The organism is Streptomyces sp. CS113, assembly GCF_002188365.1.
In the GTDB taxonomy this organism is placed as follows: Bacteria; Actinomycetota; Actinomycetes; order Streptomycetales; family Streptomycetaceae; genus Streptomyces; species Streptomyces tendae.
Map to the genome: position 1 here is coordinate 1,006,377 of NZ_KZ195574.1, position 24,178 is coordinate 1,030,554.

Here is a 24,178-nt window from a genome sequence, read left to right on the forward strand (position 1 = left end):
CGTGGTCCTGGCACGAAGTCGGGCCGGCCCTCTCTCCGCTGGCGCGGTGGCGTGCTACCGGGCAGCGTGGACAGGGGCGGACGACGCTTGTGAGTGAGGTGACCATGCAGTCCTCTGAGCCGACAGCACGGGTGGTCGTGGGTGTGGACGGGTCTCCGTCCTCCTACGCCGCGCTGCGCTGGGCCGATCGGTATGCACGTTCCGTCGGTGGTGTGGTGGAGGCGATCCACGTCTGGGACACACCGTCCGCCGTTGGTTTCGCCGGTCCGGCCATCGATCCCGACTTCGACCTGGAGCAGGCGCGTGAGCGTTTCGCGGCGGAGCTGGATGCCACCTTCCCCGGCGAACGGCCGCCGGGTTTCCGGGAGGTCATCGTGGAGGGCGACCCGTCCGAGACCCTGATCCGCGCTTCCCAAGGGGCCGAACTCCTCGTGGTCGGCCGCCGGGGCAGGGGCGCCTTCGCGCGGGCGATGCTGGGCTCGGTGAGTCAGCGCTGCGCTCAGCACGCGGCCTGCCCCGTCGTCGTCGTCCGCCAGGAAACGGAGACCGACCCGGCTCACTGATCCGTCTCACCGGCGGGCCGACGGGCGACTGAGCCGGTGGCCACCCGGAAACGCCGGATCCTCGCACCGTCGGCCGCGAGGCGGTCACGACGGACGGGAACCGTCTTACCCGCTCAGCTTCAGCGTGCGCTCGTCTCCGTGCCGAGGGCGGTCTCCCCGGACGGTGTCCCGCGCACCTCCAGCATCACCTCGGGCGCCTGGGCCAAGGTGTTGGTCACGGTGCAGTGCGACACCACCGCACGCAGGGCGGCCAGTTTCTCCGCCGGCAGGCTGGGGGCCGTCACGGTCAGGCGCAACGACGCAACGCGCGGCGGCCGGTCGTCCGCCATGCGGAACCCGGCACGGACGGAGAAGCCGTCCCGACCGCCACCGTGCCGGTCCAGGAAGCGCCCCGCGTAGTGCGCGGCGCACGAAGCCACCGCCGCCACGAACAGCTCCACGGGCGTGGGAGCGGTGTCCTTTCCTCCGTCGGCGAGCAGTTGGTCGACGGTCAGGACATGCCCACGGACCCGGACCTCGTAGGCGTCTGCGACGACCGGCACCACGTCAACGACTCCGGGTGCGGCACTGGGCTCCGGTTCCACGGCGGCTGCCTGGAACAGCAGCAGACCGGCGAGACGCCTGGCCTCCTCTGCCGTGAGCGACGTCCACAGTTCGTCCTCGTCGTAGGAGGCGAAGGACGTGTCCAGGACGACGCGCCCCATCCGTTTGGGCAGCCCCCGGGGAGTGAACCGGGTGACATTGATCGTACGACCACAGTGTGTGTGCAGTTTCATCTCGTCTCCCGCCGGGTTTCGCCCGTCGGCCTCACCGCGTCGGCCGGTCCCGGTCCGGTCCGGTCCGACGCCACCCGGGCGCGTGTTTCCGGGACCGGACGGCCCCGCCTCGTGCGCCGTGCGAGCACCACCAGTCTCAGGAGCCGGACACGGAAGTGATACGGCGTCCTGTCAGACGTTCCGTCTCCACGGCGAGACACATGGTGCGTCGTCCGCCGGGCCATGGCTCGGTGTGCGCGTGCTCCGCCAGCCGACGTGCCTCCTCCGCATCCGCCACGGCCCGGCATCGACCGACCACGAGGACGCTCCATCCCTGACTCATGGGTTCGTCGATGTGGTCGACCTCGAAGGCCACCTGGCTGTCCACGGCCGCGGCAGTGGCCGCGTCGGGGTCGGTACGGAACGCGATGTCTCCCTCCGACACCACATAGTTGAGGGGGAAGACCGCTGGGCCGTCGGGTGTGTTCAGCGCGAGGCGGCCCACTCCGTGCGTCGAGAGCAGAGCGCGGCACTCCTCCTCGTCGAGGTCGCGCAGCATCGGGTCGCGAAGTGCCACTCCCTGCCCCGGTAGACGGTCGGCGCCGCCTCCCTGCAGCTCGACGTAGGTCGTACCCAGGGCATCGGCCAGTCGCACGAGGCTGCCGAATCCCGGATCCGCGGTGTGCGTCTCCAGGTAGGCCAGGTACTGCGGCGCCATCCGGGCCCGTTGGGCCACCTGCTCCAGGCTCAGCCCCTTGCGTCGGCGCGCCGCGGCCAGGCGTCGACCGACGTCGCCGGCCTCGGCAGCGGCCAGGGGGGATTCGACCTCTTCGCCCCGGGGCACGCCCGAAAGCGCTCCCTCCGACCCCCTCACTTCTTCTGACCCATGGTTCACACGTGCGTCGGGGCCGGGGAACACCAGAGTGACATCCCCAGTGTCGGACCAGCGCACGTCGTAGGGCGGAGTTCCGTCGTCGTGGTGGAGGCCGACTATCTCCCCGTCCCGCCGCGTGACGCCGGTGGACGGGCTTTCGACGATCAGCCGGTCGCCGAGGTGTGCGTACATGACCGCGCCCTCTCCGTTGAAGGGGTTCCTCACTCCAGCCTCGCGCGCGGTCGCCGCGCCCACCAGACGGCCGACGGTCCCGGCGGACCTGCCGGACGGCCCTCGTCGTCGGCACGAAGTCCGGCACGAAGTGCCCAAGTCAGGGGCAGCACCGAGCGGTAGGAGATCTCATGTCCCGGCCCGTTGTCCGCGGTCGAACTGACATTTCTTTCAAGGCGGTCGCCGAGGCCCTGACCCACAACGACGTCTCCGCCGTCCCAGTGGTGGACGACATCAGTCGCCCCGTCGACGTCGTGTCGCAGGCGGATCTGGTCCGCAAGGTCGCTCGGCGCCCCGATCCCGCCGGGCCGGTCCGGCTCCCCGAGCCGACGGACCGCTCCGCCGGTGGGAATGTCACGGTCGAGGAGCTGGACGACGCCCTGCCGGAGGAGATGTCCCGCGACGTCCTGATCCGGATGCCGGGTCTGGCGCCCACCGACATGACGGTGCACGTGGAAGAAGGCCAGGTGCACCGTCGAGGGCCGCTTGGACAATCAGCAGCTCGTTCCCGTCATCGAGCGGTCGCACCTGGGCGTCGACGGCGTCGTCTCGGTCGACCTGCACGTGTCCGGCCGAGGAGGCCGCACGCGACGTCGAACCCCTCGGCCGGGCTCGCCCCGAGCACGCTGCAGCCGGGAACGCCATGAGTCGGAATCCGACGGTCCACGCCGGAGCGGCGGCCCCGCTCCCCCCTGGCCCTCAGCCCCGAGAGGTCCGGGGCCGGTCGACCCACCGGGTCCCGAGGCGGTGCCCGAACGGCCCCTGGTTCACAGACCGCCGCTGCGTGAGGCTGAAGACGACAGCCGGAGGTGGTCACGATGCGCACAGGCACAACCATTCGGCGGTCCCTGTGGCGTTGGCGCCGCAATCCGCTGCGCCGCCGCGAGGACGTACTCGAGGCCTGGATCCTCCTGATCGTCTGGCTCGTCATCGCCCTCGCGGGTCCCGTGGCCGGAGTGCTGGGGGCGCACGCCGCGGCACACAGCGCCGCACAACGACGCGCGGAGCGGCACTCCGCGACCGCCACCCTCGTTTCGGACGTGTCCAGCAGTTCCCTGTCCACGGGGACGACCGGAGGCCGGATCGACGCCACCGTGCGGTGGACGGCACCTGACGGCACCCGGCACTCGGGCAAAATCCCCGTCGACGAGGGTATGAAGGCGGGCTCGAGGGTCACGGTCTGGACGGATCGCCAGAACCACCTGACAACGGCGCCGCCCGCCGCCACCCAGGCGGGGGTGGACGCGGCGTTCATGGGTGCCGCGTCCTCCTTCTCCGTCGTCACGGCGGCAGCCGCCGGCTACTACGGCGTGCGAATCATCCTCAACCGCCGCCGTCGCGCCGCGTGGGAGCACGAGTGGCGGGACGTCGGTTCCCAGTGGGGACGCGCGGCCAGTTGAACCAGGGCGCGTCGTGCGGCGTTCCGCGGATGCGGCGTCGAAGGTGCTCGGGTGGTGAGGAGCCCGCGAGGCGGAAGGAGGAATGATGATCGGTCTCATGGGCATGGGCGCGGACGGTTCGGCGCCAGGTCTCGAAGCAGTCGTATGGACGGCACGTGAGGCGGAAGTCCGCGACCTGACGCTTCGGGCCGTCCACTGCGCCGGCCCCGGCCCGCGCGTCTGCCCCTGGATGCCTCCCTGCCCAATTCGGCCCGAGATCACTTCAGGCTGGGGCGGACGCGGAGGAAGCGCTCCTCCGGGCTCGCGCCGAGGCTCCGCGCTGCTGGCCGAGGGGGCCCCGCATGGGTTCCGGCGGAGCAGCCGCACGACGCCACCCTTGTGGTAGTCGGTTTACGGCAGTCGGGAGCCGCACGTGAACTGTTCTCCTCCGCCCCTGTCTCGCTGCCGCTGAGCGGGCGGTCGGCATGCCCGGTCGTCGTCCTGCGCGAGGACGAGCACACGACTCAACAACCGCCGTACTTCGCCGTCGGCGTGGATGGCAGCGCCGACTCGGCTGCCGCCATGGACTTCGCGTTCGACGAGGCGGAACTGCGCGGCGCGAACCTGCGCGCCTTGTACGTCTGGCACACCCCCGCCCCATGAGGTGGTCGAAGGACGCCCGGTCCAGGAACTGAGCAGGGCCGCTGAGCACGCCCTCGGTCTGGTCGTGGGCACCCGGGGCCACGGCGGCTTCCGCGGCATGCTCCTGGGCTCCGTCAGTCAGGGCGTCCTGCACCACGCCAACTGCCCGGTGCTCCTCGTCCCCCACCGGCGACACCAGTGATCCTCCTGAAGCTCACCAAGAGGGAAGGTGCCCGGTCATGACGGCTGCCGTGGTGGTGGGGGCGGGCGGCTTCCCGTCGAGCTTCGCAGCGGTGGGGAGGCGGCCCGTGAGGGCGGAATCACGCGGCACCGCACTGCGACTGGTGCACGCCTTCGGCTGGCCGATGCCGAACGGCCGGCGCACCCAGCGGCCCCCAGGCGTGGGGACCACATACCACCTCACGGTGGGTAAGCCTGTGATGGCCCTGGAGATCGAGCCTCGTACGTCTCTCGCGTATGCGTGTGGTGGGTACGCCTTCCTTCTCCGGTCCGGACGAAGATCGAGACCGCGCACGCCGGTCTTCCTGCGGAGTGCCCCGCTGGTGACCGGCTCCGACGCGTCCGGCGGCGCGCCCGGCGAACGCGACGCCCGCCGCCGGACGGGCCGGGCCGTGTCAGACCGCGTCCGCGGCGACGACTTCGCGCTGGGGGCCACCGAGGACCACCTTCAGCGCCCCCGTGTCGGCGGCCGCGGAGAAGACCTCGTACGCCTCCTCCATGCGCTCCAGCGGGAAGGTGTGGGTCACCAGCTGGCCGGTGGGGAGCCGTCCGGCTGCCGTCATGCGCAGCAGCGTCGGCGTGGAGCGGGTGTCGACCAGGCCGGTGGTGACGGTGACGTTCTTGGTCCACAGGGCTTCCAGGTGCAGGATCGCCGGCCTGCCGTGCACGCCGACGTTGGCGACGTGCCCGCCCGGGCGCACCATCCGGGTGCACATCTCGAACGTCTCCGGAACGCCCACGGCCTCGATGACGACATCGGCGCCGAGGCCCCCGGTGAGGTCGGCGACCAGCTGCTCCGGGTCCTCGCGGGCGTCCGCCACGGCCTCGGCCCCGAGCTTGCGGGCGGCCTCCAGCCGGGCGGTGGCCAGGTCCACGACGACGATCCGCTCGGGTGCGAACAGCCGTGCCGTGGCGACCGCGGCGAGTCCTACGGGGCCGGCGCCCACCACGACGACCGTGTCGCCGGGACGGACGCGCCCGTTGAGCACGCCCACCTCGTAGGCCGTCGGGAAGATGTCGGCAAGCAGCACGGCGTCCTCGTAGGTGACCGCGCCCGGCAGCGGGTGCACGGAGAGGTCCGCGTACGGGACTCGCACGTACTCCGCCTGAGTGCCGTTGATCAGATGGCCGAGGATCCAGCCGCCCCCGCCGAGGCACTGGCCGTAGACGCCCTCACGGCAGTATCGGCACCGTCCGCAGGCGGTGATGCAGGACACCAGGACGCGGTCACCCGGCCGTACGGTGCGTACGTCCGTGCCGACCTCGACGATCTCGCCGACCGCCTCGTGGCCGAGGACGGTTCCGGGCCGCACCTCGGGGACGTCCCCCTTCAGGATGTGCAGGTCCGTCCCGCAGATGGTGACGGCGTCGACCCGCACGATGGCGTCGGTGGGCTCCTTGAGTTCCGGATCGGGTGTGTCCTCCCACGCGGACTGGCCCGGACCGTGGAATACGTAGCCTTTCATCGTGATGCTCACTCTCCTAGCGCTCGGGAGCATCCGGGGTCACGGTGACCGGTCCGCGCCGGGCGGGCCCACGACCGTCGGTACGACGGGGATTGCCCCACAACTCCAGACTGCCCCGGCAGCACGGACGCCGCTTGGGCCGGTCGGCCCCCGCCCGCCGCCTGTCGGCCCTGGGCCCGCTCGGCGTGCTCACGTCCGCTCCGGCACGACGACGACCGGGCAGGCCGAGCGGTGCAGGACGGCGTGGGCGACCCGACCGAGCCGCCCCTGGGTGCGACGGCCGATCACCAGCAGGTCGGCTTCCGCCGAAGCGGCGGGCAGCACCGCGCGTGCCGGGCCCTCGACGGTGTGCCGGCGCACGGCGACGTCGGGCGGTGCGTCTTCCAGAGCTGCTTCCAGTTCCCTGGCTGCCCGCTGCTCGTACGGCCGGACGGGTTCTCCCGCCAGCAGGGGGTGATCGATCGCCTCGTGGGCGGGACAGCGCCAGGCCCGAACGGCGGCCAGGGGCACGTCACGCAGACGTGCTTCCGTGAAGGCGAGCCGCAGGACGGACGCCGACGGCTCGCCGACACCGACGACGACGGGGCCGTTCCCTCCTCCGAGGGCGCGGTTGTCGTGGTTGCCGCGCAGCACGACGACCGGGCAGTCGCTCCCGGCGGCCACAGTCCGGCTGACGGAGCCCAGCAGTCTGTCGGCGATGCCGCTGCGGCCTCGGCTGCCCACGATGATCATGGACGCGTTGCGCCCCGCGCAGACCAGGGCGTGCTCGGCCTCGTCGGGCACCGTCTCGGTGGTGACGACGAGGTGGGGATGCCGTCGCCGGGCACGCCGGGCGGCGGCCTCGACAATGTCGTCGGCCCTTGCGTCGGCGGAGGCCCCGTCCAGCTCGCGGGCGAGGGCGGCGCCCTCGTACCGCTCCCACAGGGTCCCGAAGACCACCAGGAGGGGAACTGCGTGCAGGGCGGCCTCGTCGGCCGCCCAGTCGACGGCTCGCAGGCTGGGCTCGGAGCCGTCGACCCCGACCACTAGAGGCAGATACATGACGCCCCTCCTCTCGACCGGGATGCGTCAGGGATGGGCCACGACGGCGACGGGGGCACCGACGTGGTGCAGCACCGCGTGGGCGACCGCACCGATGTGCACGCCGAGCGGGCTGGGCCGGATGCGCCGCCCGACGACCACCAGGGACGCCTCGTGCGACGCGTCGACCAGAAGGTGGGCGGGGCTGCCGGGGCGGGATTCCTCGACGACCTCGACATCCGGGTACGTCTGCCGCCAGGGCAGGAGCAGCCGGGTGAGGTCGGCGGCCCTCCTGCAGGCCACCCCTTGGTCCGGTACGCCATCGGCGGCCAGTGAAGGGTAGTACGGCGGTGGCTGCCAGCCGCTGACCACGTGCACGGCCGTGCCGCGGCGCTGTGCCTCGTCGAAGGCGAAGGAGAGCACGCCGTCGTCGGGACTGCCGATGTCGAGTCCGACGACGACCGGCCGAAGGACGGTGGCCGCGGACGGCGCACCGACACAATCCACGACGTGGTCGCCGGCCGCCTGCTCACCGGCACGTACGAGGATCACGGGAGTCTCGCTGTGGGCGATCACGGACTGTCCGACGGAACCGGCCAGGAAGCCGCCGAGTCCGCTGGGTGCGCACGAGCCGAGGACCAGCAGTTCCGCCTCGTCGGCATCCCTGACCAGCGTGTCCGCCGGTGGGCCGGACCGCTGATCGCTGGTCACCATGACACCGGGGTGGCGCAGCCGGAGCCCTTCGCCCACCTTCTGCGGGACACGCTCGGCCCAGTACTGGTGGGTTTTCGCGCCGAGGATGGAATCCTGGGCCAGGACCGTGGGAGCCGGCTCCCACACGTGGAGCAGACGTACCGGCAGGTCGCGCAGCTCGGCCTCGCGGGCCGCCCATTCGGCGGCGGCGTGGCTCTCGGGCGAGCCGTCGATTCCCACCGTGATCGTGCGGGTCATGTCGCACACCTCCCGTGTCGGCCCTTCCGACTCCAGCGTGTCGCGCAACGGGGGCGCCGGGGCAGGGGCCACTCGTCCCCGGACACGACCGAGGGTCCCTTCGGCCGACCCGTGCGGCGAAAGCAGGTCGGCATCGGTCCCGACGCCCGGCGGACCGCCTTCCCGCTCATCCCTTGCCGGTCGTCCAGGTCTGTCCGTCCGGCATCACCGCGAACGCGGCGACGCCGGGCAGGGCGCCCAGCCACTCGCGGGCTTCGGCGCCCATGCAGTACGCCGCCGTCGCGAGCACGTCGGCCTCCGTGAGCGAAGGACCGGTCACGGTCAGCGAGGCGAGGCCGTCCGTGGGCGGGGCACCGGTGTTCGGGTCCACGATGTGGCATCCCCGCTCGCCGGGCCCTGAGGTGGCGATTCCCAGCGGGCCTCCGGGCGACTCGAGCACCGCTGCACAGGAGCCGGGCCGGAGGGGATGCGCGATGCCTACGCGCCAGGGCCCGCCGTACAACTGCACATCGCCTCCCCCATTGAGGCAGACGTGTTCCGCTCCCGCCTCGCGGAGCAGGAGCGCCGCACGCTCCACCGCCCATCCCTTGACGAGACCGCTCGGGTCGAAGGCTCCCGAGCGCCACGCCGCGAACCGGCCGCCGGTGCGCCGGTGGGCGTCGGCACACAGGGTGACGATTTCACGCAGTTCGATCTGCCACTCCTCGGGCACGGTCCGCCCGTGCCTGACGCGACTGACGGCGCTGTCCGGCCGGAAGGGCGAGAAGACCTCGTCGACGTGGTGCAGCAGGCCTTCGGCCGCGTCGAGGGCTCGGCGGAGGCTGGGCGTGGGTTCGGCGCGCACCGTGCAGGAGAACACCGTGCCCATCGTGTGCACCACGCGGTGCAGTTCCGGCTCACGCACGAGCCTGGTCCAGCGCACTCTGCAGAGAGCTCATGTAGCCCTCGCTCGTGTAGGTCGCGCCCGAGACGGCGTCGAGGTGGGCGCCCTGGGCGTTCAGCGTCTCCCTGATGAGAACGGGGACCGCCGAGGCGTTGATCTGCCGGCTGCGCGGGTCGCCGCCGGGAGACTGCACGGCGCGCGCGGCGACGATCCGCGAACCGTCGAGCGTGAGCTGCACTTGAACGGGTCCGTAGCGGGTCTGGACCGTGGGACCTGTGACCGTACGGGTTCCGGAGGACGTTCCCCCCGTGCCGGTACCGCTGCTGGGCGTGGGCGTCGTGGCGGGCGGCAGGGCGCCGACCGGCGGATGGTGAGGCTTGAGGGACAGCGCGAGGACCGTCACGGTGACGGTGGCGGCGCAGGTCAGCGCGGTGCGGCGGACGGGGTGGGCGCGCATGGCGGAGCTCACAGTTCGAAGGACTCGTGGTGGATGCGGGACGCGGGCACCCCGGCGTCCCGCAGGGCGTCGTACACGGCCAGGGACAGCCCCCTCGGCCCGCACAGGTACACGTCGTGCCGGTCGACGTCCGGCACGATCGCCCTGAGCCGTTCCGCGGTGATCCGGACGCGCGAGCCGTCCGGGTTGTTGAGGACGTACACGAGACGGGCGCCGCGTGCGGCGGCGACGGCTTCCAGTTCCCCGCTCAGCGCCAGTTCTTCCGGGGTTCGCGCCCGGTAGAGCAGCGTCAGGTCGCCGGGCGCGGCGGGCAGCGTCTCGAACAACGTGCGCAGCGGGGTGATCCCGGTGCCACCCGCGATCAGCAATACCTTGCGGCGGCTGCGTCGTGCCGCGGTGAGGGCTCCGTACGGCCCTTCCGCCCACACCCGGGTGCCGGGGCGGAGGGCGGCGACGGCCGCACTGTGATCGCCGAGCGTCTTGACGGTGATGCGCATCAGGTTGTCGCGCGGCACAGCCGAGAGCGAGTAGGGATGGCTGGCACCCCGCAAGCCGGGGGTCAGGAAGCGCCAGCGCAGGAACTGCCCGGGCCGGGCGTCCAGCCGGTCGAGCCGGCGACCCCGCATCCAGACGGAGTACACACCGGGCGCCTCGGGCACGACGGCCTCGACATGGATCCGGTGCCGGAGATTGAGCCGCACCGGGACGAGGACACGGAAGTACAGGACCAGGCAGGCCACGGAGATGTACAGCGTGTACCAGGCGGCGCGAGCGGGCGGGTTGCTCACGAAGTCGGCGCCCGAGGCCAGCTGGTGCGAGAAGCCGAGGAAGACCGCCGCGTACGTGAACAAGTGCAGGTGGTACCAGGTCTCGTAGCGCATCCGGCGGCGTACCGCGCGCACCGAGGTGTAGCCGACGGCGAGCAGTATCAGGGCGCCTGCCGTGGCTTTGAGCATCTCCGGCAGATCGAACACGATCGTGCCGAGTTCTCTCAACACCCCCACCTGTGCCTGTGCCGCATAGCCGAGGACGATCAGCAGGAGGTGCGCCAGGAGCAGGCCGATGGTCCAGCGACCCGCCGAGGCGTGCCAGCGCGCGGCACGGTCACTGCCCACCCGGCTCTCCAGCCACGGCACCCTCGCCGTCAGGGCGACCAGCAGGGCGCACATGTAACCGCACAGGAGCCCCGTGATGCGCCCGGCACCGGTGAGCCAGCCGGCCGCGCCGACGACCGAGCCCGTGTCCCTCCACCACAGCGCGAGTACGGCGATGCCTCCGGCCCATGCGGCCGCCTGGAGCGCCGCGGCCGGTGATGCCCGCCACGGCGTGGCGGAGGCGCGGTGCCGCGCCGGGGGCGGTCGGTCGGTCGCGGTGGTCATGGACGTCTCCTCGGGCAGGGGCTGTCCACTGTGGCGCCGCGACCTCTGAGCCGGCTCTGAGCCGCACCCCGACCATGACGGTACGAGGGGGCGCAGAAGGCCTTCAGAGGAAATCCAGAGGGTTACGGGGGATGCTGGGACGGCCATGAACACACCCAGCGCAGTCCTGACCCGTGCCGACGGCACCCCCGTGCGCGTCCTCGTCGTCGACGACGAACCCGATCTCGCCGAGGTCGTCACCGGGGCCCTGCGCTACGAGGGCTGGGACGTCCGCACGGCGGCCTCGGCGGACGCCGCCGTCCGCGAAGCCCGCGCCTTCCGGCCCGACGCCGTCGTCCTGGACATCATGCTGCCGGACCGCGACGGGCTGTCGGTCCTGCGCGACCTGCGCGCCGAGCAGCCGCACGTGTGCGTGCTGTTCCTCACGGCGCGGGATGCCGTCGAGGACCGCATCACCGGGATCACGGCGGGCGGCGACGACTACGTGACCAAGCCGTTCAGCCTCGGGGAGCTCGTCGCGCGACTGCGCGGCCTGCTGCGCCGCGCCGGGATGACACGCGAGCGGGCGACCGACTCCCTGCTCGTGGTCGGGGACCTGGAACTGGACGAGGACGCGCACGAAGTCACCCGGGGCGGCGACCTGATCGACCTGTCGCCGACCGAGTTCCAGCTGCTGCGCTGCCTCATGCGGCACGCTCGTCAGGTGTTGAGCAAGACGCAGCTTCTCGATCTGGTCTGGTCCTACGACTTCGGAGGCGGTGCCCACGTCGTCGAGCTGTACATCTCGTACCTTCGCAAGAAGATCGACTCGGGCCGCGCTCCGATGATCCACACGGTGCGGGGCGCCGGATACGTCCTGAAGCCGGCGCCCCGGTGAGGTGGCCGCGCCTTCATACGCTGCGCGCCCGCCTGACCGCCGGGCTGCTCGTGCTGCTCGCCGTCGCGTGCGCCGCGGTGGGCGGGGCGGCCGTACTGGAACTGAACGGATTCCTCACCGACCGCCTCGACCAGCAGCTGGCCGACACGGGCAGCGCTTTCGCGGCGAGTCTGGAGCACCCGGACACGGACCACGACGACCACGACGGAGACGAACGCGGTGACACCCGCCGCCAGGCCGCCGAGACACTGGGGGTCCGGATCGCGGACGGCCGGGTGACCAACGCCGCCGTGGTCCGACAGGGCGACGCACCGGCTGACGTTGTCACCCTCGAGGTCGACGCCGACGACGCCCGGGCCCTCGCGGCTGTGCCCACGGACGGACAGGGCCACAGCGTCGAGCTGACCGGCCTCGGCGACTACCGGATGAGGGCATGGCAGGGGCGGGACGGCGACACGCTGATCACCGGCCTGCCGCTGGAGCCGGTCGAAGCGGCGGTCCACCGGCTCGAACTCGTCGCGGGCGGCGTCTTCGGGCTGGCGCTCGTCGGTGCCGGCGTCGCGGGTGCGCTCTGGGTGCGCTGGTCCCTGCGCTCCCTCAGCCGCATCGCCGACACCGCGACCCGGGTCAGTGAGCTTCCCCTCGCGAGCGGGACGGTCGCGCTGCCCGCGCGCGCCCCCGACACCCGGCCACGCAGCGAGGAGGTCGACCAGGTCACCACCGCGTTCAACCGGATGCTGGGCCACGTGGAGCATGCCCTGACCCAGCGCCAGCGCAGTGAGGAACGTCTGCGCAGCTTCTCCGCCGACGCCAGTCACGAACTGCGCACCCCCGTGGCCTCGGTGCGCGGTCACGCCGAGCTGGCCCTGCTCCACCCCGGTCCCCTGCCACCCGAGGTGAGCCGCGCGCTGGAGCGGATCGCCGCGGAGTCCGCCCGGATGGGCGCCATGGTCGACGACCTTCTCCTGCTCGCCCGGCTGGACGCCGGCCGCCCCCTGGAAGACGAACCCGTCGACCTGACGCGGCTCGTGCTGGACGTGGTCGACGACGCGCGCGCCACCGGTCCGGATCACCGGTGGTCCCTGGAACTGCCGCAGGAGCCGGTCATCGTGTCGGGCGACCGGCACCGCCTTCACCAGCTTCTCGCGAACCTCACGGCCAACGCCCGGTTGCACACACCTCCCGGTACCGCGGTGACCGTGGGTGTACGACGGGACGACGACGGCACGGCCTGCCTCACGGTGACCGACGACGGCCCGGGTGTCCCGCCCGCCCTGCGCGACCACCTCTTCGACCGATTCGTCCACGGAGACGGCCCCCGCGGCACCGACGGGGGCGGCACGGGCCTCGGGCTGTCCATTGTCGCTGCGGTGGCCGCCGCACACGGCGGCACCGCGACCGTCACCGGCGCCCCGGGCACCACCACGTTCACCGTGCGCCTGCCGCGACGACCGCCCGGGTAGCCCGGCCGGCACGGGAGCGCAGCGTCGCAAGGGCCACGGACCGTGGCCGCCGGGGTGCACCGGACGTGCTGAGGATCCAGTCTGGAAAGGAAACCGGCAGTGATTCCGTCAGGCACTCCGCCGGGCTTTGGGCGCGTGCCCTCCACCGACTTCAGGAGGCGGCCGTGAATGTAACAGCGCACAGCGTCGACCCCGCCGACGTGGCCCGAGCGGCGTTCCGGTCCGTGGCCACCGGGCATCTGGACCACTTCACCGATCTCCTCCACGAGGATGTCGTCTACGACGTCGTGCCCGTGGGTCTGCGCCGGGGCCGACAGGCTGTGCGGCGCTACTTCGAGGAGATCCGCCTGGCCATGCCCGACCTGGTGATGACCATGGAACACGCCGTCGGAGACGACCGGTACGCAGCGGTGGAATGGCGCATGACCGGTACCTTCGACGGAGCGCCGTACCAGGGTCTCGCCCCCACGAAACGGCACATCGCCCTGCAGGGTGTCGACTTCGTCGAAGTGGACACCGGACGCATCCGGCGTTCCCGAACCGTCTTCGACGGCGCCGAACTGGGCCGCCAGATCGGCCTCCTGCCCTCCCGCGGTTCAGCGGCCGACCGTGCCGCGACCAGGGCGTTCAACGTGAAGACGCAGCTGACCGACCGCTGGCGGGAGCATCACGCGCGTCAACGCAGCCACGCTCCGTAGCCCCCGCCGGGCGCCTCGGCCCCGCACGCGGACCGGCCGTCAGCGCATCCCTTCCCTGGGAGGACGCCGGGCGGGTGATCGTGGTGCCCTCGCGCCCTCGGGGCCCTGTCCTGCGGGCAGAGCGTGCCCGCCCCGTTCCGCGTCCGGCAGGGCGGCGGCCGCCTCTCGTTCCCGAGCCGCCTGCTCGGGATGACGACGCTGCCAGTAGGGGTTGTCGTGCGACAGCTTGCTGGACACCCGGCCATACATGCCGAACGTGGCGATGACCAGTCCCATGACGAAGCTGAAGATCACGTTGGTCATCCCGAAGTCGAGGACATTGGCGCGACGGTCCAGTACGAAGACGTGGTCAGGATTGAGGTCCGCGTTCCCGAGGGCAGGGTGTCGCTCGACGGAGGCCGACCGTACGGCGCCGCGGACCTCGGCTGCCTGAGCACCCGTCATCCGCCTACGCGCCCCCCCGGCCCACTGACCGCCCTGTGTCCGGCCGTTTCCCACACAGGGCTGACACACAGGGCGTGGCCGTCTGCGTAGCCGGCCACGCGCACTGTGTTGAGAACGCGGGCTCAGGACGGCAGTTCCAGTCCGTACAGGGTGCGTCCGCCGACCAGCTCCCGTCCGGTGACCAGTTCCGGCTCGACGCGCACGAAGACCTCCACGGGCCAGGGCACCCAGGAACGGGGACCGGTGCGGATCAGTTGCTCGTGTTCCTCGGGATCGGTGACCACCGAGGCGAGGCCGGTGACGACGACGCTCCAGCCGGAGTGCGTCGCGGCGTCGACTTCGTCGGCCTCGAAAGCGACTACGACGCCGTCGATGGCACGGACCAGCTCCGAGGAGGCCGACGTGCGCAACAGCACGGCACCGCTCTCCTCCAGGAGGAAGTTGACCGGCAGGACGGCGGGCAGGGCATCGCGGGTGTGCACGATCCGCCCCACGGACGCGTCGGCCAGCCGCTGCAGGCTTTCCTGCCGGTTCAGCTCGCGGAATCCGTCGTTGCGATACATCAGTCGGTCGTCTTTCCGTGTGTCGTCCGGTGCGCGGACTCCCACCCTTAACGAGGTGAGCGGCGGTGGCGAGGGCCGACAGTCCCTGATCTGTCGCAGGACGCCTTCGTCCCGATGGGGGTCTCGCGGCGGCTTCGCCCGCGGAACGCGCCGACTGGACCCGTGTGGGCCGTAGTACTCACGAACGCTGCGCACGGTCCCGCGCCAGTCGGCGCCGGGAGACCGGGCGCTGGGGCACGACGGAGCCGTACCCCCAGGGCCGTTCACCGATGTGTCATGGCACCGAGCTCCTTCGCCACACCCATCGCCCAGTCTTCGATCGCGGCGAAGTCGCGGAAGTCACCGCCCTTGCCGTTGCGGAGGATCATGCGGGCGATGCGACCCTGCGCGCCTTCGGTGAGGCAACCGCCGAAGGTGACATGCCCGCGAGCGTCGAGCCTGGCCATGGCCCTCTTGACGCCCGGCACGGGCGGAATGTCCCGCTGCGAGGCCGTCGAGTCGAGCGGTCCGGAGCTGAAGAACCACACCGGCCGGTGCGCCAGAGCTCCGCGGTGCCGCCGTACGAAGCGCCTGGCGTCCTTGTGCCAGCGCCCGGCGTACAGGGCACCGCCGACCACCACAGCCTCATAGCGGTCCAGCTCCGTCACCGACCGGGCGGGCAGCACCTCGGCCGTGATCCCCGTCGTCCGCAGCACCTCCGCCACGGTCTCGGCGATCTCCTGCGTCGATCCGTTGGCCGTCCCGTGGGCGACCAGAACCTTCTGCTCCATGGTGGTCCGTCTCCTCTCACAGGCGCCGCAGCCAGTCGTCCGCGACGCCACCCGGCACGCGCGTGTCGTCCCGGATCTCGGAGTCGTCGAAGCGGTGGGTCAGCCTGTCGACGACGTCGACGACTCCGTCGGTCCTACGGGTCATGGCCACCGCTATCTCGCTCTCGTTCTTCCGCTCCAGCTGGCCTTCCAGCGTGACGACTCCTTCCGTGACGGTGACGTCGACGCTGCCGTTGACCAGCCACAGTCCGCGTTGCAGCACCTCGCGGATCACTTCCTCGCGGATCTCCGCGTCGGGTCGCAGGAAGGTCTGCAGCAGGTCGTGCCGGGTGACGATGCCGACCAGGCGGTCGTCCTCGTCGAGTACCGGGAGCCGGTTCACCCGGTGCTCGACCATGGTGCGGGCGGCCTCCACGACGGTGTCCTCGGCGTGCACGCTGACGGCGGGCGCGGTCATCAGGCGGCCGGCCGTGCGGGCCCGGGCTTTGGCCGCCTGCTTACGGGCGCGGGGTGTCAGCCGTGCGAGGCGGAACCGCGGGGGCGGCTCGTAGGCGAGCGGCGTCGCGGCCTGATGCAGCATCAGGTCCGTCTCGGAGACGACGCCGATGACGTGCTGGCCGTCGTCCACCACGGGCAGTCCGCTGACGCGGTGTTCCGAGAGCAGCCCGGCGACGGCCTTGAAGGGAGTGCCGTACTCGGCGCGGATCACCTCGGTGGTCATCACGGAGCCGACCTTCTGGTTCCTCATGTCTGTTCCTCCTCAGCGCAGTCGGCGCAGATAGGGGTCCTGCGGCCGACGGGGCAGCAGGCGTATCCGCGCGTCGAGAACGGTGATCCCGCCGGGTGTGGCGAGGACCGGGTTGAAGTCGGCCTCGGCGAGCTGCGGCAGGTCCACGGCCATCCGGGACAGCCGGTGGAGTACCTGTTCCAGCCCCTCCAGGTCGACGGGTCCGCCACCTTGCGTGCCGAAGAGCAGGGGGGCGCAGCGCGGGCCGGTGATCAGGTCGTGCACGTCCTGACCGGTGAGCGGGGCGAGGCGGGCAGCGTGGTCGGCGAGCACCTCGGTCGCCGTGCCCCCCAGGCCGAAGACAACGAGGGGGCCGAAGACGCCGTCCTGGACGACGCCGGCGAACAGCTCGGTGCCGCGGGGTGCGAGGGGCTGGACGACGACTCCGGTCATGAGTCCTTCGAAGCGGGTTCGCAGGTCCTGGAACGCCGTGCGTACTTGGGCCTCGTCACGCAGGTCGAGGTGGACGGCGTGCTGGAGGCTCTTGTGCACGAGTCCGGGCCAGTGTGCCTTGAGGACCACTCGGCCGTCGGTGCCGCGCAGGCGCTCGGCGGCGCGTACGGCGTCGTCCTCGGTCTCGGCCCAGGCCCAGGGCTGCTGAGGGATGCCGTAGCAGGAGAGGAGTTCGGCGCAGACACGCGGGTCGAGCCAGCCTCCCTCCGTTCGCTGGGCGAGGAAGTCGTCCGTCAGGGCGTGTGCGCGGGAGGTGTCGATGTCGTCCGCGTCCGGGACGGTGCCGATGGGCCGGGCGAGCCAGGCGGCCCGACGGGCGGCGTGGGCCAGCGCCCGTGCCGCCGCCTGCGGTTCGGCGTACGAGGGGATCGCCTCGCCGTCGGTGACGGGCACCAGGGTGACCGGCAGATCCTGTTCCAGACGTACGACGATGACGGGCTTGGCCCGGCGGCCGGGCCCTCGGGTGACGGCCCGGACCAGGTCGTCGCCCGTCGCGGCGGCGACCGCGGTGGGGACGAGGGCCACCAGGACCGCGTCGACGGACGGGTGCCCCGCGAGCCGCTCGACGCAGGTGTGCAACGCGTCCTCGGTCACGGCGGCGGTGGCGTCCACGGGATTGCCGGCGCTCGCTCCGGCGGGCAGCGCGGCGATCAGGTCGTCGGCCAGTTCGGGGCTGGGCGGGTTGAGCGTCAGGCCGGCTTCGGCGCAGGCGTCGGCAGCCAGGACTCCCGCGCCGCCGGCGTTGGTGAGCACGGCGACGCGGGTGCCGGCCGGCAGGGGCTGTGCGTGCAGCAGGGCCGCCGCTTCCAGCAGCTCGCCGACGGAGCGGGTCGCGGTGACGCCGGCCTGGGTGAACAGTGCCTGGCGGGTCATCGTCCCGGTGGCCGCGGCGGCGGTGTGGGAGGCGGCGGCGCGGCGGCCGGCGTCGGTGCGTCCGGCATCGACGGTCAGTACCGGCATGCGTCGGGTGACCCGCCGGGCAGTGCGGGAGAAGGCCCGCGGGTTGCCGAAGGACTCCAGGTGGAGCAGGGCGAGGTCGGTGTGGCCGTCGCTCTCCCACCACTGGAGCAGGTCGTTGCCGCTGACGTCGTACTTGTCGCCGAGCGAGGCGAACGTGGAGACGCCGATGCCCAGCCGGGACAGTCCCTCCAGCAGGGCGATGCCGACGCCGCCGGACTGCACGGCGACCCCCGCGGTCCCGGCACGCGGGTGCGCGGCGGCGAAGGTGGCGTCGAAACGGTACCCGGGGGCGGTGTTGGCCACGCCGAGGCAGTTGGGGCCGACCAGGCGGATCCCTTGGGTCCGGCAGGCGGTGAGCAGGGCCTCGGACTGCTCCGTGTCCAGTCCGGCGGAGACCACGACGAGGGCGCGTACGCCCGCCTTGCCGCACTCCTCGGCGACGGCCGGCACGGTCTCGGCCGGGCTGGCCACGACGACGAGGTCGGGGGCGACGGGAAGGGCGCCGACGGAGGGGTAGGACGGTACGCCGAGGATGGCGGTGGTGGCGGGATTGACCGCGAACAGGCGGCCGGTGAAGCCGTCCTCGTGGAGGTGGTGCAGCAGGGCGCGTCCCACCGAGCCGGGACGGCGGCCGGCCCCGACGACGGCGATGGAGCGCGGCTTCAGCAGCGGCTCCAGGCTGGCCACGTCGGCGGTCCGCCCCCGGGCCTCCGAGGCCGTCAGGTAGGTCTCGTCGACGTGCAGGTCAATGGCGCAGTGCGCCTCCGGGTCGTGGTGAGGCCGAGGTCGGCGAAGAGCCGCAGTACCTCGTGGTTGTCGCTGAGGGCGTCGGCGGTGAAGGCGGTGATGCCGTCGGTCCGGGCGGCCGAGACGAGGTGCTCGACGAGCAGGGTTCCTACACCCCGGTGGTGCAGGCCGTCGGCGACCGCGACGGCGAGTTCGGCGGTGTGCGGCGCGTCGGCGGCGGCGTGGTACTCGACGAGGCCGATGACCTGTCCGGCGCGTTCGGCGAGCAGGGCCCGGTGTCCGGGCCGGGCCGGCGCGCACACGGTGTCCGCGGCCAGGCCGGCGGAGCGGGAGCCGGCTGAGAAGAAGCGCAGGCGGCGGTTGTCCGGTGACATCTCCGCGTAGAGCCCCTCCAGTTGGTCGTGGTCCCCGGGCTCGACGGCGCGGATGCGGACGGTGGTGCCGTCCGTGAGCAGCGCGTGGACTGCGGGGCGGGGTGGCGTGTCGTCCTTCATGGCGGTTCTCCTTCGAGCCGCTCGGGTCCTTGGCCTGTCGAGCGTCTGTCACGACGTCGGTCGTGCCCAGGGACTGACCGGGGGTGTCCGCGGGGCCGGTCGGTCCCCGGTCTCCCGCCGGTCGTCCCGGGTGGCGCCTCCGGGCGGTCACGCCGTGTCGGGTACGACCGCGACCGGGCAGGCGGAGTGGTGCAGGAGCGTGTGGGCGACCCGGCCGAGGCGGTGCCCGAACTGCCCGGGACGCCGTCGGCCGACGACCAGCAGGTCCGCCTCGTGCGAGGCGGTCAGCAGCACTCGGCGGGCGGGGCCCTCGGCCGTGTGGCGGCGCAGGCGTACGTCCGCCGGGGCGTCGGCGAGTGCGGCCTCCAGTTCCTTGGCCGCCCGTTCCTCGTGCACCTGCTCGGGCGTGCCCGCGAGCAGCGGGTGGTCGACCGTGTCGTGGGTGGGGCATCGCCATGCCCGTACCGCGTCCAGGTCGGCGCCGCGCCGCCGGGCCTCCTGGTAGGCGAAGCGCACCGCCGCGGTGGGTGCGTCGGCCACGCCGAGGACTATGCGGCCGCGCCGGCCGTCAGCGGCCCGGTTGGCGTGGTTTCCGCGGATCACGATGACCGGACAGTCCGCCGTGGTGGCCACGGCCAGGCTGACGGAGCCAAGCAGGAGGTCGGCGAGTTCGCCGCGCCCGCGGGTGCCCACGATCACGGCGGAGGCGTTGCGCGCTTCGCGCAGGAGGACGTACTCCGGTTCTTCGGCCACCGCCGCGGTGGTGACGGCGAGGTCCGGGTGGTGACGACGGGCGCGGCGGGTGGCGACGACGAGGATGTCGTCGGAGGTGACGTGACCGGACGGCTTGCCAAGCTCCCGGGCGAGGAAGGCGCCCTCGTAGCGGTCCCAGCGGTAGGCGTGGACGATCCGGAGGGGTACTCCGTGCAGGGCGGCCTCGTCGGCTGCCCAGTCGACGGCCCGCAGGCTCGACTCGGAGCCGTCGACTCCGACGACCATGGGCAGGAACATCGTTCTCAGCCTCCCGCGTTGAGGTCGAACACGATCCGGGCCTTGACCTGTCCGCCGAGGACCTCGTCGATGCAGTCGTTGACGGCGGCGAGCGGACGGGTCTCCCTGATGACCTTCGTGCGGCCCTCGGCGTGGAGCTGGAAGACCTCGGCGAGATCCTGCCGGGTGCCGACGATGGAGCCGATGACCGAGGTGCCGTTGAGGACGGTGTCGAAGATCGGGACCTGGAGGGTGCCGTGCGCCGGCAGGGCGACCATGACGAGTTTCCCGCCGCGCCGCAGACCGGAGTTGACGGCCTGGAACGCGGCCGGGTTCACCGCGAGGGCGAGGGCCGCGTGGGCGCCGCCGTGTCGCTTCAGCTCGGCGGCGACGTCCTGCGTGCGGGCGTCGATGAGGATGTCCGCGCCGAGCTCCCGGGCCAGTTGCAGCTTGTCGTCGGTGACGTCGATCGCGGCGACCCGCGCTCCGGCGATCTTCGCGTACTGCACCGCGAGGTGTCCGAGTCCGCCCACGCCCGAGATGGCGACGAGCTGGGCGGGCCCGACGTCCGCGACCTTCAGTGCCTTGTAGGTGGTGACGCCCGCGCAGGTGAGCGGGGCGGCGTCGAGGGCGCTGACGCCCTCGGGCACCGGCTGGGCGAAGTCGGCCCAGGCCAGCATCTTCTCGGCGTACCCGCCGTCGCAGCCGTACCCGGTGTTGACCTGGTCCTCGCACAGGGTCTCCCAGCCGGACCGGCAGTGCTCGCACCGTCCGCACGCCTTGCCGAGCCAGGGCACGGCGACGCGTTGTCCGACGGCGAGGTGGGTCACGCCGGCGCCCAGCTTCTCGACCAGGCCGACGCCCTCGTGCCCGGGGACGAACGGCGGGGTGGGCCTGACCGGCCAGTCGCCGTGCGCGGCGTGGATGTCGGTGTGGCACAGACCGCATGCCTCGACGGCTACGAGCACCTGCCCCGGGCCGGGCCCCGGATCGGGCCTGTCCTCGATGACCAGGGGTTTGCCGAATTCCCGGACGACCGCTGCCTTCATGGTGCTGCTCCTTCTGTGCTCGTCTTCGGTGGGCCGCGTCAGGCGTGCGCGACGACGGCGACGGGGGTGGTGGCGTGGTGCATGACCGCGTGGGCGACGGCGCCGATGTGCACGCCGAACGGGCTGCGGCGGATGCGGCGGCCGACGACGACGAGGGAGGCGTCGCGGGCCGCGTCGATGAGGTGCTCCGCGGGACTGCCGAGGCGGCAAGCCTCGGTCACCTCGACGTCCGGGTACTTCTCCCGCCAGGGCAGCAGCACCTCGGTGAGTGCTTCGGCCTGGGCGCGGGCCAGTTCCTCGCGCGGGTCGAATCCGGCGGCGACGCTGTAGGTGTAGGAAGACGGCAGGTTCCAGGCCCTCACGGCAATGAGTGGAGCCCGACGGCGCCGCGACTCCTCGAAGGCGAAGGAGAGGACGGTCTCGTCGGGGCTGCCGGTGTCCAGTCCCACGACCACCGGCCGGAAGCCAGTGGCGGCCGACGGTATGCCGGCGGGGTCCTTGAGGTGTTCGTCGGCGGCTTGTTCGCCCGCTCGGACGAGGATCACCGGCGCCTCGGTACGGGCGATCACGGACTGGCCGACGGATCCGACCAGGAAACCCGTGAGCCCGCTGAGGGCGCGCGATCCCAGTACCAGCAGTTCCGCGTCACGGGCGGCGGCGAGCAGGACGTCTGCCGGGGTGCCGGCCGCCTGCTCGGTAATCACCTCGACCCCGGGGTGCCGAAGCCGCAAGCCCTCGGCCGTGTCCCGGGGGATCCGCTCGGTCCAGTGCTGGTGGGTCTCGGCGCCGAGGAGCGGAGCCTGGGCCATGGGCTCCGGTACCGGCTGCCACACGTGGAGCAGTCGTACCGGCACCCGGCGCAGCGTGGCCTCGCGGGCCGCCCACTCCGCGGCTGCCCGGCTCTCGGGCGATCCGTCGAGTCCTACGGTGATCGTACGGGCCATGCCGGCCACCTCCTGTGTCATTGGTTCTGTTCTCAGCGTCTCTTCGGGCGGTCCCGGGGGGCAGGGGCCTGTGGTCCCGGGGTGGGGCCGACGGTCCCTGCCGGCAGGCTGGTGGGGCGGGTCCGTGGGTGGTCCCGCCCCCACCAGTCGTGTTCAGCGCAGCCACGCGTGGTCGCGGACGATCGGGAGCCGCGCCCACCACCGGCCCAGACCCAGCGCGTCACCCGCCGAGACCGCGGCCAGGGCGATGAGCACCACGGCGTACACCACGTGGTAGTCGGCGAACGGGTTCGTCGACATGCTCGCCGACCCGTCGGACAAGTGCTTGGCCGGCGGCCACTCCGCCACCCACATCAACGCCATCAGCACCGTCCCCGCGAAGGCCGCCAGACGCAGCGCCACCCCCGCGGTCAGGGCCAGCCCGATCCCCAGCAGACCCAGCATGAACAGCCAGTCCGCCCACGCCGCACCGGCCCACGCGTGAAACGTCGACTCCATCGGACCGACGGCGACATGCCCCAGGAAGCCCTCCGTGGGCGAACCCCCGTCGACCCAGCCCTTCCCGGACGCGGTGGCGTAACCGAACCCGAACGTCTTGTCCAGGAACGCCCACAGGAACACGAACCCCATCAGCACCCGGGCCGACGCGAACACACAGGCCCGAGCGGTAAGCGCGCCGGCCTGCACCGACCCCGCCGCCCTGGGCGCGGAAACGACGCCGTTACGGCGGAACGACGGCAGACGGAAACCCGAACTACGGTGCGTGGACTGGTGCACGGCCATGACAGTGACTCCTTCAGAGAAGATCCGGCTGGTTCCTGACACCACTCACTCTCCCGGACCCCACCACCCCGCACCCGACGCCGAAGGTCCACACCCCAGGGACTCAACAGCCCCAATCCACAGGGACCTTCGGCCACCACGGAACGACAAGGCCGAACGGTGCCGGGCGGTGACCGGACGGCCCCTTACGCGCGCGCCGGCGGGGACAAAGGCTGGGAAGGGTTCACCCACCAGCCCAGCCGCCCTCGGACGCGGGCGGGAAGGAGTCCCGATGAGCTCGACAACCCTCGACGCTCCGGCCGTGGAGCGGCTGGTCGCGGCTGCCGTGGCCGCGCCGTCCCTGCACAACACCCAGCCCTGGCGCTTCCGGCTCGATACCGACACCCGCACGGTACGGATCGAGGCCGCCGCTGACCGGGCGCTGCGCCACACCGACCCGGTGGGCCGCGCCGTGCATGTGTCCGTGGGCTGCGCGGTTCTCAACCTGCGTGTCGCCGCCGCCCACTTCGGCTGGGAGCCGGTGACCCGGCTGATCCCGTGCCCGGACCGTCCCGCTCTGCTCGCTACGGTGCGGCTCGCCGAAGCGGTGCGTGGTGCGCCGTCGACCGGCTTGTACGAGGCGGTGTGGCGCAGGCACAGCAGTCGTTTCCCCTTCTCCGGGCGACCGCTGCCGTCGGACCTGCTCGCCGAGCTGGCCGAGGCCGCCCATCTGGAGGGCGCGACCCTGCGTTTCCCGGGGCGCAACGACACCGAACGGGTGCTGCGCGCCACGCGGGAGGCGGAGTGGCGCAACCGGGCGGACGCCGACCGGGCAGCCGAAAGCCGCCGACTCGTCAGTAGTCCGCACTCGCAGTCGCTGGGACTTCCGTCAGCGGCCGTGGGCCCGCAGGACGCGCTGGACCGCATGCCGATGCGGGACTTCGGGGCCCACCGGCACCCGGAGGTGCTGCCCGCCCGTGCCTTCGAGACGCGTCCGACGCTCGCGCTGCTGTCCACGGCACACGACCGGCGGACGGACTGGCTGCGGGCCGGCCAGGCCCTGGAGCACGTGCTTCTGCTGGCCACCCGGCGCGGGGTGCGCGCGTCGCTTCTTCACCAGGCCATGGAGTGGCCCGATCTGCGCCGGGCCCTCGACGGTCTGCCGGCCGACGGTCCTCGCGTGTACACGCAGATGGTGATCCGGCTCGGGTACGGGCCCGAGGGTCCCGCGTCACCGCGCCGCCCGGTCGAGGAGGTAGTGGAGGCCGACGTGTGAACACGCGTGCCGCCCGGTCCCGTCGACGACGCGACCGGGCGGTGCTCTGCCGTGCAGAAGT

The 24,178-nt window shown here is 72.3% G+C and carries 22 protein-coding genes and 3 pseudogenes; 8 read left to right on the forward strand and 17 right to left on the reverse strand.

Annotation, left to right across the window (positions count from 1 at the left end; all coding sequences use genetic code 11):
- The first annotated feature begins 104 nt into the window (after positions 1-104).
- Complete coding sequence (locus tag B9W62_RS04325) at positions 105-563, forward strand: universal stress protein (protein ID WP_087811731.1); 459 nt, start codon at positions 105-107, stop codon at positions 561-563.
- A gap of 119 nt (positions 564-682) precedes the next feature.
- On the opposite strand, the gene B9W62_RS04330 is transcribed toward B9W62_RS04325, so the two are convergent.
- A complete protein-coding gene (locus B9W62_RS04330; RefSeq protein ID WP_239109667.1) occupies positions 683-1,339 on the reverse strand; it encodes an OsmC family protein in 657 nt (218 codons plus the stop codon).
- 136 nt (positions 1,340-1,475) lie between these two features.
- Positions 1,476-2,384, reverse strand: coding sequence for a pyridoxamine 5'-phosphate oxidase family protein (locus B9W62_RS04335; protein WP_179235338.1), 909 nt, complete (start codon positions 2,382-2,384; stop codon positions 1,476-1,478).
- Between the two features lie 170 nt (positions 2,385-2,554).
- Between B9W62_RS04335 and B9W62_RS39465 the strand changes: the two genes are divergently transcribed.
- The 3 genes and pseudogenes from B9W62_RS39465 to B9W62_RS41175 all read left to right on the forward strand — a co-directional run bounded on the left by B9W62_RS39465 (position 2,555) and on the right by B9W62_RS41175 (position 4,646).
- The gene (locus B9W62_RS39465; RefSeq protein WP_256976177.1) at positions 2,555-3,070 is read left to right on the forward strand and encodes a CBS domain-containing protein; all 516 of its coding nucleotides are present in this window, start codon (positions 2,555-2,557) and stop codon (positions 3,068-3,070) included.
- Positions 3,071-3,241: 171 nt separating this feature from the next.
- Positions 3,242-3,823: an Rv1733c family protein gene (locus B9W62_RS04345; RefSeq protein ID WP_087805360.1), complete on the forward strand. Its 582-nt coding sequence runs from the start codon at positions 3,242-3,244 to the stop codon at positions 3,821-3,823.
- A 561-nt stretch (positions 3,824-4,384) separates the two neighbouring features.
- Positions 4,385-4,646, forward strand: a pseudogene (locus B9W62_RS41175) (universal stress protein).
- A 433-nt stretch (positions 4,647-5,079) separates the two neighbouring features.
- Here the strand turns inward: B9W62_RS41175 and B9W62_RS04355 are convergent.
- The 6 genes from B9W62_RS04355 to B9W62_RS04380 all read right to left on the reverse strand — a co-directional run bounded on the left by B9W62_RS04355 (position 5,080) and on the right by B9W62_RS04380 (position 10,840).
- A complete protein-coding gene (locus B9W62_RS04355) occupies positions 5,080-6,150 on the reverse strand; it encodes a zinc-dependent alcohol dehydrogenase family protein (protein ID WP_087805362.1) in 1,071 nt (356 codons plus the stop codon).
- Between the two features lie 189 nt (positions 6,151-6,339).
- Positions 6,340-7,191 carry a universal stress protein gene (locus B9W62_RS04360; RefSeq protein ID WP_087805364.1) on the reverse strand — a complete coding sequence of 284 codons (852 nt, stop codon included), beginning with the start codon at positions 7,189-7,191 and terminating at the stop codon, positions 6,340-6,342.
- A 27-nt stretch (positions 7,192-7,218) separates the two neighbouring features.
- Entirely contained in the window at positions 7,219-8,121 is a 903-nt protein-coding gene (locus B9W62_RS04365) for a universal stress protein (RefSeq protein ID WP_179235339.1), read from the reverse strand.
- 166 nt (positions 8,122-8,287) lie between these two features.
- Positions 8,288-9,025 carry an FAD:protein FMN transferase gene (locus B9W62_RS04370; RefSeq protein WP_256976179.1) on the reverse strand — a complete coding sequence of 246 codons (738 nt, stop codon included), beginning with the start codon at positions 9,023-9,025 and terminating at the stop codon, positions 8,288-8,290.
- Complete coding sequence (locus B9W62_RS04375) at positions 9,018-9,461, reverse strand: FMN-binding protein (RefSeq protein ID WP_087811732.1); 444 nt, start codon at positions 9,459-9,461, stop codon at positions 9,018-9,020. The genes B9W62_RS04370 and B9W62_RS04375 overlap by 8 nt, the downstream gene beginning before the upstream one ends.
- 8 nt (positions 9,462-9,469) lie before the next feature.
- On the reverse strand, positions 9,470-10,840 hold the full coding sequence (locus tag B9W62_RS04380) for a ferredoxin reductase family protein (RefSeq protein ID WP_087805368.1): 1,371 nt from the start codon (positions 10,838-10,840) through the stop codon (positions 9,470-9,472).
- A gap of 145 nt (positions 10,841-10,985) precedes the next feature.
- Between B9W62_RS04380 and B9W62_RS04385 the strand changes: the two genes are divergently transcribed.
- From B9W62_RS04385 to B9W62_RS04395, 3 genes are all read left to right on the forward strand, one after another.
- The gene (locus B9W62_RS04385) at positions 10,986-11,717 is read left to right on the forward strand and encodes a response regulator transcription factor (RefSeq protein WP_087805370.1); all 732 of its coding nucleotides are present in this window, start codon (positions 10,986-10,988) and stop codon (positions 11,715-11,717) included.
- Positions 11,714-13,180 carry a sensor histidine kinase gene (locus tag B9W62_RS04390; protein WP_087805372.1) on the forward strand — a complete coding sequence of 489 codons (1,467 nt, stop codon included), beginning with the start codon at positions 11,714-11,716 and terminating at the stop codon, positions 13,178-13,180. The genes B9W62_RS04385 and B9W62_RS04390 overlap by 4 nt, the downstream gene beginning before the upstream one ends.
- 164 nt (positions 13,181-13,344) lie before the next feature.
- Positions 13,345-13,878 (forward strand): ester cyclase, encoded by a 534-nt coding sequence (locus B9W62_RS04395; protein WP_256976180.1) that lies wholly within the window; start codon positions 13,345-13,347, stop codon positions 13,876-13,878.
- Positions 13,879-13,917: 39 nt separating this feature from the next.
- On the opposite strand, the pseudogene B9W62_RS04400 reads toward B9W62_RS04395, so the two are convergent.
- The 9 genes and pseudogenes from B9W62_RS04400 to B9W62_RS04440 form a co-directional block, all read right to left on the reverse strand.
- Positions 13,918-14,226 (reverse strand): annotated as a pseudogene (locus tag B9W62_RS04400) (DUF4383 domain-containing protein); the annotation flags it as partial.
- 218 nt (positions 14,227-14,444) lie between these two features.
- The gene (locus B9W62_RS04405) at positions 14,445-14,885 is read right to left on the reverse strand and encodes a pyridoxamine 5'-phosphate oxidase family protein (protein WP_087805376.1); all 441 of its coding nucleotides are present in this window, start codon (positions 14,883-14,885) and stop codon (positions 14,445-14,447) included.
- 263 nt (positions 14,886-15,148) lie between these two features.
- Entirely contained in the window at positions 15,149-15,655 is a 507-nt protein-coding gene (locus B9W62_RS04410) for a flavodoxin domain-containing protein (protein ID WP_087805378.1), read from the reverse strand.
- A gap of 16 nt (positions 15,656-15,671) precedes the next feature.
- Positions 15,672-16,403, reverse strand: a complete 732-nt coding sequence (locus B9W62_RS04415; RefSeq protein WP_087805381.1) for a CBS domain-containing protein — start codon at positions 16,401-16,403, stop codon at positions 15,672-15,674.
- Between the two features lie 12 nt (positions 16,404-16,415).
- A pseudogene (locus B9W62_RS04420) lies at positions 16,416-19,096 on the reverse strand (GNAT family N-acetyltransferase).
- A gap of 147 nt (positions 19,097-19,243) precedes the next feature.
- Positions 19,244-20,107 carry a universal stress protein gene (locus B9W62_RS04425; RefSeq protein WP_087805383.1) on the reverse strand — a complete coding sequence of 288 codons (864 nt, stop codon included), beginning with the start codon at positions 20,105-20,107 and terminating at the stop codon, positions 19,244-19,246.
- Positions 20,108-20,112: 5 nt separating this feature from the next.
- Positions 20,113-21,135 (reverse strand): alcohol dehydrogenase AdhP, encoded by a 1,023-nt coding sequence (adhP, locus tag B9W62_RS04430; RefSeq protein ID WP_087805385.1) that lies wholly within the window; start codon positions 21,133-21,135, stop codon positions 20,113-20,115.
- Between the two features lie 38 nt (positions 21,136-21,173).
- Positions 21,174-22,079: a universal stress protein gene (locus tag B9W62_RS04435; protein ID WP_087811734.1), complete on the reverse strand. Its 906-nt coding sequence runs from the start codon at positions 22,077-22,079 to the stop codon at positions 21,174-21,176.
- Positions 22,080-22,232: 153 nt separating this feature from the next.
- A complete protein-coding gene (locus B9W62_RS04440; protein WP_179235340.1) occupies positions 22,233-22,862 on the reverse strand; it encodes a DoxX family membrane protein in 630 nt (209 codons plus the stop codon).
- Positions 22,863-23,133: 271 nt separating this feature from the next.
- Between B9W62_RS04440 and B9W62_RS04445 the strand changes: the two genes are divergently transcribed.
- Positions 23,134-24,117 (forward strand): Acg family FMN-binding oxidoreductase, encoded by a 984-nt coding sequence (locus tag B9W62_RS04445; RefSeq protein WP_179235341.1) that lies wholly within the window; start codon positions 23,134-23,136, stop codon positions 24,115-24,117.
- Positions 24,118-24,178 lie beyond the last annotated feature (61 nt).